Source organism: Burkholderia sp. BCC1047, assembly GCF_902833155.1.
GTDB lineage: Bacteria > Pseudomonadota > Gammaproteobacteria > Burkholderiales > Burkholderiaceae > Burkholderia > Burkholderia sola.
Genome location: NZ_CADFEH010000002.1, coordinates 409,772 through 426,431, shown reverse-complemented (window position 1 = coordinate 426,431; position 16,660 = coordinate 409,772). Strand labels below are relative to the sequence as shown.

The window sequence follows — 16,660 nt, the reverse complement described above, 5'->3', positions numbered from 1 at the left end:
CGCATAACGTTACCCGATCCCGGCGGCCGTGGTGCATGCATCGTTCACGTCACGACGCCGCGGCCGGCATTTCGTCGATGAAACCCGTGACCGACGCGAGGCGGCCCGACGCGTCGACGATGCCGAAGTCCGAGCCCTTCACGATCGCCGCGCCGTCGGGCGACACGAGCGCCCACGAGAACCGCAGATGCTGGCCGAACGCGTCGACGTCGGTCGTGCGGCGAAAGCGGTACGCGGGGAAGCGTTGCTGCACGGCGGCGATCATCGTGTCGATGCCCGCGTGGCCGTCGCCGGCCATCAGCGGATCGCGATAGGCCGCGTCGCTTGCGTACGTCGCGTCGATCAGTTCGCGGCGGCGCGCGGCGTCGGATTCGTTCCACGCGTCGAAGTAGCGGTCGATCAGGTCGGCGTGGACGGACGATGCGGATTGAGCGGTGTTCATGGCGAGGCTCCTTGTGTCGGTGGACGATGTCGCGGACGTTTCGGGTCCGCGTGCCGCTATCGTCGCCGGGGCCGCGCGGACGGTCGATTACGTGCGAGGTAAGGAAATCGCGCGCGCCATCCCAAAAAGAAAACGGGCGCCCGAAGGCGCCCGCATCGTCTTGCCGCCACCACCGCGCGCGTCACGCGTCAGGTCACCGGCGCCGGATTGAACAGCGTCAGCGCATTCGCGAGCTTCCATTGCTCGGCCCACGTGCGGCGCTTGCCGCTCGCGACGTCGAGCATCAGCCGGAACAGTTCCCAGCCCGTGTCCTCGATCGTTGCCGCGCCGGTCGCGATCTGCCCCGCGTCGAGATCCATCAGGTCGTGCCAGCGGCGCGCGAGATCGCTGCGCGTCGCGACCTTGATCACCGGCACCTGCGCGAGCCCGTACGGCGTGCCGCGGCCGGTCGTGAAAATATGCAGGTTCATCCCCGCCGCAAGCTGCAGCGTGCCGCAGATGAAATCGCTCGCGGGCGTCGCCGCGTACAGCAGCCCCTTCTGCCGCGCGCGATCGCCGGGGCGCACGACGCCGGCGATCGGCGCGCTGCCCGACTTCACGATCGACCCCATCGCTTTCTCGACGATGTTCGACAGGCCACCCTTCTTGTTGCCCGGCGTCGTGTTCGCGCTGCGGTCGACGCGGCCGCGCTCCAGATAGCGGTCGTACCAGTCCATCTCGCGGATGATCTCGCGGGCCACCGCTTCGTTCGCCGCACGCGACGTGAGCTGCGCGACGCCGTCGCGCACTTCGGTCACTTCCGAGAACATGATCGTCGCGCCCGCGCGCACGAGCAGGTCGGCCGCGAAGCCGACGGCCGGATTCGCGGTGAGCCCCGAGAACGCGTCGCTGCCGCCGCACTGCACGCCGACGACGAGATCCGATGCGGGGCACATCTCACGGCGGCGGCAATTGAGCCGCTCGAGATGCGATTCCGCCATCTTCATGATCGAATCGATCATCGAATGGAAGCCGACGTGCGCGGCGTCCTGCAGGCACACGACGCCGCCGTTGTCGGTCGCGCCGTCGGCGGCCACCGGAATCGCGCCCGGCGGCAGCAGGCGCTCGGGCTGCAGCTTCTCGCAGCCGAGGCTCACGGTCATCACTTCGCCGCCGAAGTTCGGATTCAGGCTGATGTTGCGCAGCGTGCGGATCGGGATGTCGGCGTCGGGCGCATCGATCGCGACGCCGCAGCCGTACGTATGTTCGAGCCCGACCACGTCGTCGACGTTCGGGTAGCGCGGCAGCAGCTCGTCCTTGATCCGCTTCACCGCGTGCTCGACGACGCCCGACACGCACTGCACGGTCGTCGTGATCGCGAGGATGTTGCGCGTGCCGACCGAGCCGTCCGCATTGCGAAAGCCCTCGAACGTATAGCCTTCGAGCGGCTCGAGCGGCGGCGCGGCACGCGTCGCGAGCGGCAGGTCGTCGAGCCCCGGCGGCTCGGGCATGCGCATCGTGCGCTCGTTGACCCAACTGCCGCGCCGCAGGTCGGTCAGCGCATAGCCGATCACCACGTTGTAGCGAATGACCGGATCGCCGGCCGCGAGGTCGACGAGCGCGACCTTGTGCCCCTGCGGCACGCCTTCGCACAGCGTCAGCCCATCGGCGAACGTCGCGCCTTCGGGCAAACCGCCGTCGTTGACGACGATCGCGACGTTGTCGTCCGGATGCACGCGGATGTAGAGAGGGGAAGCAGTCATCGGAATTCCTGGAAGCCTATCTGCGATATCGTTAGTCATCATACGACATTCAACCTCACTTGATGATGCTGCGTAAACCCTTATCCGGAAAGACCCTACCCTTGACCCGCCAGCAAACCGCTTGCGTCGCTCATTCATGCGTTGTACGATGACATACAACGACATCGCCAATTCGGCTCGTATGCCGTTTCCGACGAACCAGCACTCGCGCTAGACGGACGACCCAACCATGACTTCACCGCAAGAACTCAAACAAATCATCTCCCACGGCCTGCTGTCGTTTCCGCTGACGGATTTCGACGCCGACGGCAGCTTCCGTCCGACCACCTACGCCGAGCGCCTCGAATGGCTGGCGCCGTATGGCGCGAGCGCATTGTTCGCGGCCGGCGGCACCGGCGAATTCTTCTCGCTCACGCAGCGCGAGTATTCGGACGTGATCCGCGTCGCGACGGAAACCTGCAAGGGCAAGGTGCCGATCCTGGCCGGCGCGGGCGGCGCGACGCGCGTCGCGATCGAATATGCGCAGGAAGCCGAGCGCCTCGGCGCGAGCGGCGTGCTGCTGATGCCGCACTACCTGACCGAAGCGAGCCAGGAAGGGATCGCCGACCACGTCGAGCAGGTGTGCCGCGCGCTGAAGATCGGCGTCGTGGTGTACAACCGCGCGAATTCGAAGCTGAATGCGGACATGCTCGAGCGCCTCGCCGACCGTTGCCCGAACCTGATCGGCTTCAAGGACGGCGTCGGCGAAATCGAGAGCATGGTCACGATCCGCCGCCGTCTCGGCGATCGTTTCGCATACCTCGGCGGGCTGCCGACGGCTGAAGTCTATGCGGCCGCATACAAGGCGCTCGGCGTGCCGGTGTACTCGTCGGCCGTGTTCAACTTCATCCCGAAGACGGCGATGGCATTCTACGAAGCGATCGCGAACGACGACCACGCGACGGTCGGCCGCCTGATCGACGAGTTCTTCCTGCCGTACCTGAAGATCCGCAATCGCCGCGCCGGCTACGCGGTCAGCATCGTGAAGGCGGGCGCGAAGCTCGTCGGCCACGACGCGGGCCCGGTCCGCGCACCGCTCGTCGACCTGACCGACGAAGAAGCAGCCGAGCTCGACGTGCTGATCAAGAAGATGGGCCCGCAGTAAGCCGGGTTCGCCGGCGGCGCGGGGCCTTCATCGGCACGGCGCGCCGGCTCCCGCAGTCCTCCGTATCCGTATCGTGCGATGGCCGCGCGGCTCGACGAGCCGGCGCGGCCATTGCATTACATCTGCGCGATCGCGCCGATGATCCGCTGCCGCACGCTCGCGAGCGTACGCTGCGTCTCGTCGATCCCCTTGCGGGCCGCAAGCGGTCGGCCGCGCGCCGGCGACTCGGCGCCGACGATCTGTTCCAGCACGTCGCGGTCGACGACCGCATCGAAGAAGCGCCCGACCGTGAACATCGCGTACTGCTTCGCGGTCGCGAGATGCGTGTTGGCCTGCGTGAGCGCGTCGGCGCGCTCCGCGCCGTTCGGCCCGTCGATGCTGCGGCGATGCTTCAGCGCGAACACCACGGCCTCCATGTCGTACTTGAAGCGCTCGACGGCCCTGCCGAAGATCAACGAATGCGGATCGGAGCCCGCGACGGGCCGCCCCTGGTTGATCGTCACGTCGAATTCGCTGCCGCCCAGTTCGCGCTGCAGCGCGAACAGCGCGTCGGCCAGCACGCGCCCTTCGCTGGTTTCGCCGATCTGGGTACGGACCGATTTCGCGACGTCGCCGATCGTTTTCCACAACCCGGCCGCGAACAGGTGGTCGCCACGCTTGCTGATAGTCATCGGATGGTTCCTTGTTGGTCTTGTGATCTCTCAGGCTCGCCTGCGGGCCGGACGGCCCGAGGCTTCGCTACTGTAGGAGAAAATCGGGTCGCGGGGAAGGTAGCGGCGACGATGCGCGTCGCCAACATCGGCACGGGTCGGAGAGGCGCTGCGTGCGACGGTTGCGCGCGAAAGTGCGCGGCGACTCGCCGGCTCAAAAATTCGTCACACGATTCCGTGCACGTCGCTTACCGCCGCGCTTCAACCGCGCATGCCACGCGTGTCGAACGACTGCACCGGGACGGTAAAAGCACCTACGCGTGCCTGCACGTACCGCGCGCCGATGCTGACATAGAATAAAAAAATACTTCCGTCGGAATGCGTTGACGGCAGAAAGGAGGCTGGCATGAGACGCCTTTATTTCCTCGTACCCGATACCGTGATGGCGAAGGCGATCGTCGATGACTTGCTGCGCGCACGCATCGTCTGGCGCCATATCCACGTCCTCGCCGATCACAGCGTCACACTTGATCAGTTACCCGAAGCGTCACTGCTGCAAAGCAGCGATGTCGTGCACGCGCTCGAGCGCGGCGTCGCGCTCGGCGGAGCGACGGGCGCGCTCATCGGCCTCATCGCGCTTGTGTTCCCCCCGGCGGAGCTCGTGATTGCGGGCGGCGCCGTCGTCGCATTGACGGTGGCGGGAGCGGGCTTCGGCGCGTGGACGGCCGGGATGATCGGCATCGCCGAGCCGAACGCGCGACTCCAGCGATTTCGAGAAGCGATAAAGGAAGGCCAGATTCTGATCATGGCCGATGTGCCGGCATTACGAGAGCAGGAAATCGAGCAGATGATCGCCGAGCATTTTCCGAAGGCGGATCTGGAAGGCGCCGATCCGACGACACCGGCCTTCCCCTGATACCTGAAACCGGCATGCACTGCCCCTGAGGCTGTCTCGACATCGAGCGTGCTGCGTCGGGCCACTGAAATTGGCCCCCGTCCACGCGGGAGAGGAGGTCGTATGGAACTGCACATTCAATCACACCATTGGGAGCGGCGCACACCTGACTGGCTCGCGGCTGCCGTGGCCGGTCTCGCGGGTGGCGCGCTGGTCATCGTGCTCGAGTTCTTCTGGTCGACCATGGTGCTAGACGAAAGTCCGTGGCAACCGACCCACAAGATCGCGGCCATGGTGATGGGCCGCAGCGCACTCGAAAACATGTCGGTTTTCAGCTATGGCATCGTCGGAACGGCGCTGGTATTGCACTACGTGTTCGGCTCCATCATGGGGATGATTCTCGCTGCGATCATGGCTCCGTTCCGCTTCGATTCGAGTGTGGGCATGGAGGCCGTCATCGGGCTGGCCTTCGGGATCGTCGCGTATGCGTGGAACTTCCATGTGATGACCGCCGTGTTCCCGTGGTTCGTCTCGGAGCGCGGTTCCGGACCGTTGCTGGCCAACCTGCTGTTCGGTGTGGTCACCGCCGTCGTCTACGGCATCCTCGAACGACGCAAGCAGAGCGAGATGCACTGACACGCCGCTTCTTCCCGCCGCGCGAGACGGCCGTCTCGTGTCGGCGGCCCCGGCGAGTGACATGCGGCGAGGCGGCTTATGGCGCTTGCGATTGCCCTGGTCCTGATCGTCCTGGTGGCGGTGGGGTTCCACTTTGCCAGTCCCTGGTGGATCACGCCGATCGCGTCGAACTGGGTGCGCATGGACGACATGCTGACGATCACGATCGTCATCACCGGCGCGTTCTTCATCGCGATCAACCTGTTCGTCGTGATCGCACTGGTGCGCTACCGCCACCGCGGCGGGCATCGCGCGGCCTACGAGCCCCACAACAGACGGCTGGAATGGTGGCTGATCGGCCTCACCACCGCCGGCGTGGCGGCGTTGCTGGCGCCGGGCCTCTTCGTCTATGCGGACTACATCCAGCCGCCGCGCGACGTGCTGCGGATGGAGGTGGTCGGCCAGCAATGGCAATGGCGCTTCCGCTTCGCCGGCGCCGGCGGCAAGCTGGGCACGACGGACGTGCGCTACATCAGCAACGACAACCCGTTCGGCCTGAACCCCGCCGACCCCGACGGCCGTGACAATTACCTGATCGAGACGCCCGAGGTACACCTGCCGCTGAACCGGCCGATCCAGGTCCTCGCACGCTCGCGCGACGTGCTGCACGACTTCTACGTACCGCCGTTCCGTGCGCGCATGAACATGGTGCCCGGCATGGTGACCACCTTCTGGTTCACGCCGACCAAGGCCGGGCGTTACGACATCCTGTGCGCGCAGCTTTGCGGGATCGGGCATTCCAACATGCGCGGCGTGGTGGTGGTGGAAGACGAAGCAGCGTTCTCGCGCTGGCTGGCGCAGCAGAGCACGTTCGCGCAGCGGCAGCAGGCCAGGGTGCAGGCCGCGGCGGCCACGGCAAGCGGCAGCGCGCAGGCGCTGGCTGACCAGGGCAAGGCGCTCGCGGCGGCCAAGGGCTGTTTCGCCTGCCATACCGTGGACGGCAGCCCGCGCGTCGGCCCGACCTGGAAGGGCCTGTACGGCAAGACCGAAACGATGGCCGACGGCAGCACCGCGAAGGTGGACGAAGCCTATCTGCGCGCCTTCATCCGCAACCCGACGGCCCGCGTCGTGAAGGGCTACGCGCCGATCATGCCGCATTTCGACCTGAGCGAGCCGGAGCTGACCGCGCTGGTGACCTACATCGAATCGCAAGGCGGCCCGGCCGCCAGCAGCGCGGCCAATCCCCAGCCCTAGCGGAGCAGACGCCATGACCTACGCGCACACCGATCACGTCCCGCACGGCTTCTGGACCCGCTATGTCTGGAGCCAGGACCATAAGGTCATCGCCGTGCAGTATGCGCTGACGGCCATCGCCATCGGCCTGGTCGGCCTCGTCTTGTCGGACCTGATGCGGTTGCAGCTCGGCTTTCCCGGCAAGTTCAGTTTCATCGACGCCAACCATTACTACCAGTTCGTCACCATGCACGGGATGATCATGGTGATCTACCTGCTGACCGCGCTGTTCCTGGGCGGCTTCGGCAACTACCTGATCCCGCTGATGCTGGGCGCGCGCGACATGGTGTTCCCGTTTCTCAACATGCTGAGCTTCTGGGTCTACCTGCTGGCCGTGCTGGTGCTGGTGGCGAGCTTCTTCGTGCCGGGCGGGCCGACCGGCGCGGGGTGGACGCTGTATCCGCCGCAGGCCATCCTGCCGGGCACGCCGGGCGTGGAATGGGGCATCGTGCTGATGCTGGTGTCGCTGGCGATCTTCATCGTCGCGGCCACGATGGGCGGCCTGAATTACGTCACCACCACGCTGCAGGCGCGCACGCGCGGCATGACGCTCATGCGCATGCCGCTCACGGTGTGGGGCATCTTCGTCGCGACCATCCTGGCGCTGCTGGCGTTTCCGGCGCTGTTCGTGTCGGCGGTGATGATGCTGCTCGACAGGACGCTCGGCACCAGCTTCTTCATGCCGGCCGTGGTGTCGATGGGGCAGACGCTCAAGCATGCCGGCGGTAGCCCGCTGCTGTTCCAGCACCTGTTCTGGTTCTTCGGGCATCCGGAGGTCTACATCGTCGCGCTGCCGGCCTTCGGCATCGTGTCGGATCTGATCAGCACGCACGCGCGCAAGAACATCTTCGGCTACAGGATGATGGTGTGGGCCATCGTCATCATCGGCGTACTGAGCTTCGTGGTCTGGGCGCACCACATGTTCATCTCCGGCATGAATCCGTACTTCGGCTTCTTCTTCGCCACCACCACGCTCATCATCGCCGTCCCGACCGCCCTCAAGGTCTACAACTGGGTGCTGACGCTGTGGCGCGGCGATATCCATCTGACCGTGCCGATGCTGTTCGCGATCGGCTTCATCAGCACCTTCGTGCTGGGCGGACTGACCGGACTCTACCTCGGCAACGTCAGCGTGGACATTCCGCTGTCGAATACGTACTTCGTGGTCGCGCACTTCCACATGGTAATGGCCGTATCGCCGATCCTCGTGGTATTCGGCGGCATCTACCACTGGTATCCGAAGGTAACGGGCCGCATGCTCGACGACCGGCTCGGGCGCGCGCACTTCTGGATCACCTTCGTCGGCACCTATGCGATCTACTTCCCGATGCACTATCTCGGCCTCATGGGCATGCCGCGGCGGTATTACGCGTATGAGGGCTACAGCTTCATTCCCCATTCGGCGCAAACTCTCAACGCGTTCATCACGATCGTTGCGCTGATCGTCGCGGTCGCGCAGTTGCTGTTCCTCTACAACCTGGCGTGGAGCCTCGTGCGCGGCAAGCGCGCCGACGGCAACCCGTGGCGGGCCACCACGCTGGAATGGCAGACGCCGCAAACGCCGCCCGCGCACGGCAACTGGGGCGCCGAGCTGCCGGTCGTCTATCGCTGGGCGTACGAATACAGCCCGCCGGGGCGCGAGGAAGACTTCGTCCCGCAAAACCAGCCGCCCGAGACGGCGCCTGAACCGGCCCGCCCGACGCTGCAACCCGGCGAGGTGCGCGAATGACCACGCTGCCACGCCCCTTCGTTCCCGACTCGCGCCCGGTCTTGCCGAATGCGAGCCGCATCGGCCTGTTCGTCTTCATGGCGGTGGCGACGGCGTTGTTTTCATTGTTGCTGCTCGCCTATGGCATGCGCATGCGCGAGCCCGACTGGCAGCCGATTCCGCACCCGGCGCTGCTGTGGTGGAACACCGGCGCGCTGGTGCTGGCAAGCATCGCCATGCAGCGTGCGCGGCAGATGACCTTGCACCGCGCGGCGTGGCTGGCGGCCGGCGGCGTGCTGGCGGCCGTGTTCGTGATCGGGCAACTGATCGCATGGCGCATGCTGGCGGCGGCCGGGCAGACCGTCGCCGTCAATCCTTCCAACAGCTTTCTCTACCTGCTCACCGGCCTGCACGGCGTGCACGTGCTGGGCGGGCTCGCGGCCTGGGCGGTGACGATCGCGCATCTGCGGCGCGCGGACCCGTTCCGGGCCCAGCGGGCCATCACGCTGTGCGCGATGTACTGGCATTTCCTGCTGGCTGTCTGGCTCGTGCTGCTGGCGGCGATGTCGTGGCTCACCCCCGCGATCATCGCGGCCATCTGCGGGCCGTCGTATGGAGTCGCGCCATGACCTCGCCCACGCTGCCCCCCGAGTCCGCCGCGTCCGCGGCCACCGATGCCGGGCCCGACGGCTGGCGCGGCATCGTCACCGACTGGTCGGCCGACCGCGCCGCCTTCAAGGTGCCGTGGGGCAAGGCGATGATGTGGATCTTCCTGCTGTCGGACACCTTCGTCTTCAGCAGCTTCCTGATCGGCTACATGACGGTGCGCATGTCGACCACCGTGCCGTGGCCCGACCCTTCCAGGGTGTTCGGGCTCACCGTGGGCGGAGTGGAAGTGCCGCTGCTGCTGATCGCGATCATGACGTTCACGCTGATCACGAGCAGCGGCACCATGGCGATGGCCGTCAATTTCGGCTACCGGCGCGACGCAACGCGCGCCGCCGCCCTGTTGCTGGCGACCGCGCTGCTGGGCGCGACCTTCGTGTCGATGCAGGCCTTCGAATGGACCAAGCTGATCACCCATGAAGGCATCCGCCCGTGGGGCAACCCGCTCGGCGCCGCGCAGTTCGGCGCGTGCTTCTTCATGATCACCGGGTTCCACGGCTTTCATGTGACCTGCGGCGTGATCTACCTGCTGCTGATCGCGCGCAAGATCCTTCGGCCGGGGTTCATCGAGCACGGCAACTTCCAGATCGTCGAGATTGCCGGCTTGTACTGGCACTTCGTCGACCTGGTGTGGGTGTTCATCTTTGCGCTGTTCTATTTGTGGTGAGGCAGATCATGGACCACACCGATTCCGGCCGTCGACCCGACGCCGCGCACGGCCAGCAGCATCCGATCGGTCTCTACCTGAAGATCTGGGGCCTGCTGTTCGTGCTGAGCACGATGTCGTACCTGGTGGATTACTTCCATGTGCACGGCCTGCTGCGCTGGACGCTGATCGTCGTGTTCATGATCGCGAAGGCCGGGCTGATCGTGTCGATTTTCATGCACATGATGTGGGAGCGGCTGGCGCTGGTGTACGCGATCCTGATACCGCCTCTGTGCCTGCTGGTGCTCATGGTGCTGATGGCCGCCGAAGCGCATCACACCTTCGGCATGCGGACGCTCTTCTTCCACTGATTCATTCGCTGCCCGCTTCGTCCGGCGACGCATGCGTCGCATCACGATGGGCCGGACGACGTCGGGCAATCCGTTCACGCCAACATGAAGGAGAACGCCATGAAATTTTCACGCCGACGTTTTATTGCGACCACCACCGCTCTGGTATCCGCGCTATCGCTGGGACGCCGCGCGGCGTCGGCAGAGGCCGCGGCCGTGCAGGAGTCCGATGCAAATGCCCAAGCCCTCGGTTACAAGACGGATGCGAGCCGGGTCGACCATGCGAAGTTCCCGCAATTTCAGGCGGGCCAGGCCTGTGCGAGCTGCCAGTTCTTCCAGGGTAAGCCCGGCGTCGCGATGGCGCCGTGCAGCATTTTCAGCGGCAAGCAGGTCAATGCAAAAGGCTGGTGCAGCGCCTACGCGAAAAAGGCGTAGCAGGGACGGCGTGGCGGCGGCACCTGCAGCCGCCGAAACGAAAACGATCCGTTCAGCCGTCCCGCCCCATCACTCCGCCTTGCCGTCCCGCAGCCGCGGAATCGCGAGCGGATTGCCTTCCCGCAGCCCTTCGGGCAGCAGGTCGTCCGGGAAGTCCTGATAGCACACCGGCCGCAGGAAGCGCTCGATCGCGGTCGCGCCGACCGACGTGACGGCCGGGTTCGACGTCGCGGGGAACGGCCCGCCGTGCACCATCGCATCGCACACTTCGACGCCGGTCGGGTAACCGTTGACCAGCAGGCGGCCGGCCTTGCGCTCGAGGATCGGCAGCAGCCGGCGCGCGAGCGGCTTGTCGTCGGCGTCGATTTGCAGCGTGGCCGTCAACTGGCCTTCGAGCGCGTCGAGCACGCGCGCGACTTCGTCGAGATCGCGGCAGCGCACGATCAGCGACGCCGGCCCGAACACCTCGTGGCTGAACGCCGGCTCGGCCAGGAACGCCTGCGCGCCCACTTCATACAGCGCGCCGCCCGCCTGGCAGTCGGTCTGCGCGGCCTCGCCCGCGCCGATTTCGCGCACGCCCGGCAATTCGGCCAGCTTGCCGCGGCCATTGCGATACGCGTCGGCGATGCCGTGCGTCAGCATCACGCCGGCCGGCTTCTTCGCGAGCGCCTGCGCGGCGACGGATTCGAAACGGTCGAGATCGGGGCCGTCGATCGCGAGCACGAGGCCCGGATTCGTACAGAACTGACCGACGCCGAGCGTCAGCGAATCGACGAAGCCCGTCGCGATCGCGTCGCCGCGCGCGGCCAGCGCGGCCGGGAACAGCACGACCGGGTTGATGCTGCTCATTTCCGCATAGACGGGAATCGGCTGCGGGCGCGCGTTCGCGTGCTGCACGAGCGCCATCCCGCCCTGCCGCGACCCGGTGAAACCGACCGCCTGGACCGCCGGATGGCTGACCAGCGCCGCGCCGATCACGCGGCCGGGGCCGACCAGCAGCGAGAACACGCCGGCCGGCATGCCGGTTTTCTCGACCGCGGCGCGGATCGCGCGGCCGACCAGCTCGGACGTGCCGAGGTGCGCTTCGTGCGCCTTCACGATCACCGGGCAGCCGGCCGCGAGCGCCGACGCGGTATCGCCGCCGGCCACCGAGAACGCGAGCGGGAAATTGCTCGCGCCAAATACGACGACGGGCCCGAGCGCGACTTTCTGCAGCCGCAGGTCCGAGCGCGGCAGCGGCGTGCGTGCCGGCTGCGCGGGATCGATCGACGCGGCGAGGAAGCGCCCGTCGCGCACGACGCGCGCGAACAACCGGAGCTGGCCGACGGTGCGGCCGCGCTCGCCCTGCAGCCGCGCGACGGGCAGGCCCGTTTCGGCGTGCGCGCGCTCGATCAGCGCATCGCCGAGCGCGACGATCTCATCGGCGATCGCTTCGAGAAACGCCGCGCGGGCCGCGAGCGGCTGCGTACGGTACGCATCGAACGCGTCGCGTGCGAGTTCGCACGCGCGGTCGACGTCGGCCTGCGTCGCGACGCCGAACGCCGGGGCCTCGATCGGCGCGCCCTTCGTCGGGTCGAACGCGTGCAAGGTGCCTGCCGAGCCGGCCACCGCTTCGGCGCCGATCAGCATCTCTCCTGTCAGTTGCATGGGTGTGCTCCGTGGTTCGGGAATGGATGGCTCATTGTAACGCAACAGATACGATGTCTGCCGACGGCATTGCATCATTCTCGCCGCCTGCGAGGGCGCGGACGATACACCGGTGCGCGTTGTCCGGCCAGTAAATCGCGACATTCCCATATTGTGACGCGTACTTTAAAGGGAAAACCCGAGGTTTCTGAATGCGTGCATTGTCAATACACTTTCGGCCATGTTATACGACGACGTACGTTTAAAATGCGCAATCCGTCCTCCCCTCGCGATCTTCCACTCGACCTCGCGCGCACCGCGCGTCGAACCGCGGTGCGTTACTGGATCCTGGCGATGCTGTTCGTCGTCACGACGCTCAACTATGCGGACCGCGCGACGCTGTCGATCACCGGCACGCCGATCCGCAAGGCGTTTGGTATCGATCCGGTGACGATGGGCTACATCTTCTCGGCGTTCAGCTGGGCGTACGTGCTCGCGCAACTGCCAAGCGGCTGGCTGCTCGACCGCTTCGGCGCGCGGCGCGTGTATGCGGCGAGCATCTTCCTGTGGTCGGCGTTCACGCTGTTGCAGAGCACGATCGGCCTCGGCGGCAGCGCCGCGTTCGCGGTCGCCGCGCTGTTCGCGATGCGCTTCGCGGTCGGCATCGCGGAGGCGCCCGCGTTCCCGGCGAACGCGAAGGTCGTCGCGAGCTGGTTTCCGACCGCCGAGCGCGGCACCGCGTCGGCGATCTTCAACGCCGCGCAGTACTTCGCGGCCGTGGTGTTCTCGCCGCTGATGGCCTGGCTCACGCATGCGTACGGCTGGCACCATGTGTACCTGTGGCTGGGTCTGGCCGGCATCGCGCTCGCGTTCCTGTGGCTGCGCGTCGTGAAGGACCCGGCCGACCATCCGGCCGTGAACCGCGCGGAACTCGATCATATCGAGCAGGGTGGCGGTCTCGTGCGGTCGACGGGCGGCGCGCGCGGCAGCGGCGGCGGCGCTTCCGAGGGCAGCCGCGTGGCCGGCTGGTACTACGTGCGCCAGTTGCTGTCGAACCGGATGCTGATTGGCGTGTACCTCGGCCAGTACTGCGTGAACGTGCTCACGTACTTCTTCCTCACGTGGTTCCCGATCTACCTCGTGCAGGCGCGCGGGATGTCGCTGCTGAAGGCCGGCTTCATGACGTCGCTGCCGGCGATCTGCGGGTTCCTCGGCGGCGTGCTCGGCGGGATGCTGTCGGACGCGCTGATCCGCCGCGGCGTATCGCTGACGCTCGCGCGCAAGATTCCGATCGTCGGCGGGATGCTGCTGTCGATGACGATCATCGGCTGCAACTACGTCGACAGCGAAGCGCTGGTCATCATGCTGATGGCCGTGTCGTTCTTCGGCAAGGGGATCGGCTCGCTCGGCTGGGCCGTCGTCGCGGATACCGCACCGAAGGAAGCGATCGGCCTGTCGGGCAGCCTGTTCAACATGTTCGGCAACACGGCGGGCATCGTCGCGCCGATCGCGATCGGCTATCTCGTCGGCGCGAGCGGCTCGTTCAACGGCGCACTGGTGTTCGTCGGGCTGAACGCGCTCGTCACCGTGTTCAGCTATCTCGTGATCGTGAAGGACATCAAGCGCGTCGAACTGCGTCATCGCGACGCGTGACGTTCGACCATTGAAAAACGGCGGCCGCCTTTTACGCGGCCGCCGTTTTTTTGCATCGGATCGGCGTCATGTCGACCCATGCACGACGCTCAGCATGTCGTGCACGCCGGACGTCATCAGCGCGAGGAACGCGAGCAGGCCGACGTAGCAGAGCGCGTAGGTCGTTTTCGTCTCGATCGACGTCGCGTAATACATGCGGTTCTCCGGCGCGTCGGGATCGTAGCGCCACGCGCGCTTCAACTGCGGCAGCGCGAGGATCGCCATCACGATCAGCAGCGGGCTCGGCCGATACGCGAACAGCGCGATCAGCACCGGCACGCCCGCGAACCAGATGCGCGGCGACAGCACCGCGGTGATCCGCCCGCCGTCGAACGGCGACAGCGGAATCATGTTGAACAGGTTGAGAAAGAACCCCGTGTACGACAGCGCAAGCAGCAGGTTGCTGTCGGTGTGCCGCGCGGCCGCGTAGCAGGCCAGCGCGCCGAGCGTGCCGACGAACGGCCCGGCGAGCCCGACGTACGCTTCCGTTTCCGCGTCGTGCGGCATTTCCTTCAACTGAATCCATGCGCCGACGAACGGGATGAAGGTCGGCAGCCCGACGTCGAGCCCGCGCCGCTGCGCGGCGACGTAGTGGCCGGCTTCGTGCACCAGCAGCAACGCGACGAAGCCGGCCGCGAAACGCCAGCCGTAGAACAGCGCATAGACCGCGATCGACGCGAGCATCGTGCCCGCCGATATGAGCACCTTGCCGAGCTTCAGGCCGCCGAAGATCAGCAGCAGCAGCTTCGTCATTCCTTGCGCTCCGTGGCGGCTGCATCAGCCGTATCGGATGCGTCGGCGACGGCCGGCACCGCGGCCGCCTTCGGCTTGCGCCCGAAGAAGCGCTTGAGCGCCGCGCCGCCGGCCAGCAGCGCAACCGCGCCGATCTTGAAGAACTTCACCGCGAACGCGCCGATCAGCGCGAGCAGGCCGAGCTTTTTCGCGCCGACGCCGACGATCAGCGCCGCGAGCCCGTACTCGGCGACGTGGTCGGTCGATTGGTTGAAGTCGGCATAGCGCTTGCCATCGTTGAAACGAATGTTCGACAGCAACTCGTCGGCCGACGCCTTGTACTTCGGCAGGTCGGCGAGCGTCGACGCCATCGTCAGCGACAGGTAGCCGTCGCGGCCGAGCACGAGCGTCCGGTAGTTCACGCCGTCGTTCGCGGCATTCGGCGCCGCGCCCTTGTCGCGAATGATCGCCGACCACACGAGCCGGTGCGTGGCCGCGTCGTAGGCGGGCGCCTTCGCCCAGCCGACCACCTCGGTTTCGGGCAGGCCGCGCTCCTTGCGCGCCGGGTTGTTTTCCTCGGTGCCGGCCTGCAGGCTTTTCAGCAGCTCGTCGGGCTTCCAGTCCTTCGCGTCGTCGTCGCGGATGTAGCCGCTCGGCTCGAACGACACGACCGAGATCCAGTCGGCGTCCGGATCGTCGGGCAGCACGAGGCCGACCAGCTTCGCCTCGTCGATCGCGTTGCCCATCGAGCGCAGGTAGCGGCCGGCTTCGGCGGCCGGCACGAACGATTCGCCGGCCTTCAGCTTCAGCACGGCTTCGTGTTTGATGTCGATGTCGGTCGGCCCCTTGACGACCGCTTCGTTGGCGGCCGCGGCGGCGGCCCTCATTTCGACCTGCGCAGCTTCGGTCTGCGCGTGGCCGCTGGTCGCGGCGAGTGCGAGCGTCGCCACGCAGGCGAGCCGGACGGCAAGTTTTTTCATTGTTGGATTCCCCTGGAATGCCTTGTTGTCGATGTGCGCGGCGGCCGGCCGATGCGTTGTCGTCGCGGGTCCGGCGCCGCCTCTCAGGTGGCACGGGCGCTATGGTAACGCAGCGGCTGCACGCGACCGGGCGCGGCGCGATGCTTACCTCGCAGGTAATGCCGAAGACGCGCGGGATTGCCTATCATCTTCCCCATGAACTCGACCGCTGCCCTCCCATCGCCCCCTCCGTCCGCCGGCCGTGCGTCCGGCATCGGCCCGCTGCTGCGCACGTGGCGGCAACGCCGACGCCTGAGCCAGATGGCGCTCGCGCTCGACGCGGAAGTGTCCGCGCGGCACCTGAGCTTCGTCGAATCGGGTCGCGCGCAGCCGAGCCGCGAGATGGTGCTGCATCTCGCCGAACGCCTCGACGTGCCGCTGCGCGAACGCAATGCGCTGCTCGTCGCGGCCGGCTTCGCGCCGCTGTTTCGCGAACGGCCGTTTTCGGACCCGCAGCTGGATGCCGCGCGTCACGCGGTCGAAGCCGTGCTGCGCGGGCACGAGCCTTATCCGGCGCTCGCGGTGGACCGCCACTGGACGCTGCTTGCGGCGAACCGGATGCTCGGCGCGCTGGTCGCGCAGGCCGATCCGGCGCTGCTGCAGCCGCCCGTCAACGTGCTGCGGCTGAGTCTGCATCCGGACGGTCTCGCGTCGCAGATCGTCAACTGGCACGAATGGCGCGCGCATATCCTGCATCGGCTGCAGCGGCAAATCGATGCGAGCGGCGACCGCACGCTGCATGCGCTGCGCGACGAGTTCGCCGCGTATCCGGCGCCGGCCGGGCAGCCCGACGATTCGCACGCGCGCACCGATTTCGCGGATATCGCCGTGCCGCTGCGGCTACGCACGACGCACGGCGAGCTGACGTTCTTCAGTACGACGACGGTGTTCGGCACGCCGGTCGACGTGACGCTGTCGGAACTCGCGATCGAGGCGTTCTTTCCGGCGAACCCGGAAACGGTGGAGGCGATGCGGGCGCTGGCGGAGGCGTTGCCGGCGGAGTAG

The 16,660-nt window shown here is 66.8% G+C and carries 17 protein-coding genes; 11 read left to right on the top strand and 6 right to left on the bottom strand.

Annotated elements, in window-relative coordinates; genetic code table 11:
• Window positions 1-49 precede the first annotated feature (49 nt).
• Window positions 50-442: a nuclear transport factor 2 family protein gene (locus HWX55_RS03925; protein ID WP_124595400.1), complete on the bottom strand. Its 393-nt coding sequence runs from the start codon at window positions 440-442 to the stop codon at window positions 50-52.
• Between the two features lie 188 nt (window positions 443-630).
• Window positions 631-2,184 (bottom strand): galactarate dehydratase, encoded by a 1,554-nt coding sequence (gene garD / locus HWX55_RS03920; protein ID WP_175974098.1) that lies wholly within the window; start codon window positions 2,182-2,184, stop codon window positions 631-633.
• 229 nt (window positions 2,185-2,413) lie between these two features.
• Between garD and kdgD the strand changes: the two genes are divergently transcribed.
• Window positions 2,414-3,328: a 5-dehydro-4-deoxyglucarate dehydratase gene (kdgD, locus tag HWX55_RS03915; protein WP_089489801.1), complete on the top strand. Its 915-nt coding sequence runs from the start codon at window positions 2,414-2,416 to the stop codon at window positions 3,326-3,328.
• Window positions 3,329-3,444: 116 nt separating this feature from the next.
• Here the strand turns inward: kdgD and HWX55_RS03910 are convergent, their stop codons facing one another.
• Window positions 3,445-3,999 carry a hypothetical protein gene (locus HWX55_RS03910; protein WP_050017310.1) on the bottom strand — a complete coding sequence of 185 codons (555 nt, stop codon included), beginning with the start codon at window positions 3,997-3,999 and terminating at the stop codon, window positions 3,445-3,447.
• A gap of 385 nt (window positions 4,000-4,384) precedes the next feature.
• Between HWX55_RS03910 and HWX55_RS03905 the strand changes: the two genes are divergently transcribed.
• The 8 genes from HWX55_RS03905 (at window position 4,385) to HWX55_RS03870 (ending at window position 10,586) form a co-directional block, all read left to right on the top strand.
• Complete coding sequence (locus tag HWX55_RS03905; RefSeq protein ID WP_175974096.1) at window positions 4,385-4,894, top strand: DUF1269 domain-containing protein; 510 nt, start codon at window positions 4,385-4,387, stop codon at window positions 4,892-4,894.
• 102 nt (window positions 4,895-4,996) lie between these two features.
• Entirely contained in the window at window positions 4,997-5,509 is a 513-nt protein-coding gene (locus tag HWX55_RS03900) for a hypothetical protein (protein WP_175974094.1), read from the top strand.
• A 78-nt stretch (window positions 5,510-5,587) separates the two neighbouring features.
• On the top strand, window positions 5,588-6,742 hold the full coding sequence (locus HWX55_RS03895; RefSeq protein WP_175974092.1) for a c-type cytochrome: 1,155 nt from the start codon (window positions 5,588-5,590) through the stop codon (window positions 6,740-6,742).
• A gap of 13 nt (window positions 6,743-6,755) precedes the next feature.
• Window positions 6,756-8,510: a cytochrome c oxidase subunit I gene (gene ctaD / locus HWX55_RS03890; RefSeq protein ID WP_175974090.1), complete on the top strand. Its 1,755-nt coding sequence runs from the start codon at window positions 6,756-6,758 to the stop codon at window positions 8,508-8,510.
• Complete coding sequence (locus HWX55_RS03885; protein WP_175974088.1) at window positions 8,507-9,118, top strand: cytochrome c oxidase subunit 3; 612 nt, start codon at window positions 8,507-8,509, stop codon at window positions 9,116-9,118. The genes ctaD and HWX55_RS03885 overlap by 4 nt, the downstream gene beginning before the upstream one ends.
• Window positions 9,115-9,822, top strand: a complete 708-nt coding sequence (locus tag HWX55_RS03880) for a heme-copper oxidase subunit III family protein (RefSeq protein WP_175974086.1) — start codon at window positions 9,115-9,117, stop codon at window positions 9,820-9,822. The genes HWX55_RS03885 and HWX55_RS03880 overlap by 4 nt, the downstream gene beginning before the upstream one ends.
• 8 nt (window positions 9,823-9,830) lie before the next feature.
• Window positions 9,831-10,172, top strand: a complete 342-nt coding sequence (locus tag HWX55_RS03875; protein ID WP_175974084.1) for a cytochrome C oxidase subunit IV family protein — start codon at window positions 9,831-9,833, stop codon at window positions 10,170-10,172.
• Between the two features lie 99 nt (window positions 10,173-10,271).
• Entirely contained in the window at window positions 10,272-10,586 is a 315-nt protein-coding gene (locus HWX55_RS03870; protein ID WP_175974082.1) for a high-potential iron-sulfur protein, read from the top strand.
• 69 nt (window positions 10,587-10,655) lie between these two features.
• Here HWX55_RS03870 and HWX55_RS03865 read toward each other — a convergent pair whose 3' ends face one another.
• Window positions 10,656-12,233 carry an aldehyde dehydrogenase (NADP(+)) gene (locus tag HWX55_RS03865; protein WP_089489802.1) on the bottom strand — a complete coding sequence of 526 codons (1,578 nt, stop codon included), beginning with the start codon at window positions 12,231-12,233 and terminating at the stop codon, window positions 10,656-10,658.
• 246 nt (window positions 12,234-12,479) lie between these two features.
• Between HWX55_RS03865 and HWX55_RS03860 the strand changes: the two genes are divergently transcribed.
• Complete coding sequence (locus HWX55_RS03860) at window positions 12,480-13,865, top strand: MFS transporter (RefSeq protein WP_050017314.1); 1,386 nt, start codon at window positions 12,480-12,482, stop codon at window positions 13,863-13,865.
• 66 nt (window positions 13,866-13,931) lie between these two features.
• On the opposite strand, the gene HWX55_RS03855 is transcribed toward HWX55_RS03860, so the two are convergent.
• Window positions 13,932-14,657 carry a site-2 protease family protein gene (locus tag HWX55_RS03855; RefSeq protein WP_175974080.1) on the bottom strand — a complete coding sequence of 242 codons (726 nt, stop codon included), beginning with the start codon at window positions 14,655-14,657 and terminating at the stop codon, window positions 13,932-13,934.
• A complete protein-coding gene (locus HWX55_RS03850; protein WP_175974079.1) occupies window positions 14,654-15,616 on the bottom strand; it encodes a DUF2167 domain-containing protein in 963 nt (320 codons plus the stop codon). Before HWX55_RS03850 ends, HWX55_RS03855 begins: the two co-directional genes overlap by 4 nt.
• A gap of 195 nt (window positions 15,617-15,811) precedes the next feature.
• Here HWX55_RS03850 and HWX55_RS03845 point away from each other — a divergent pair, with 195 nt between their 5' ends.
• Window positions 15,812-16,660: a helix-turn-helix transcriptional regulator gene (locus HWX55_RS03845; protein WP_175974077.1), complete on the top strand. Its 849-nt coding sequence runs from the start codon at window positions 15,812-15,814 to the stop codon at window positions 16,658-16,660.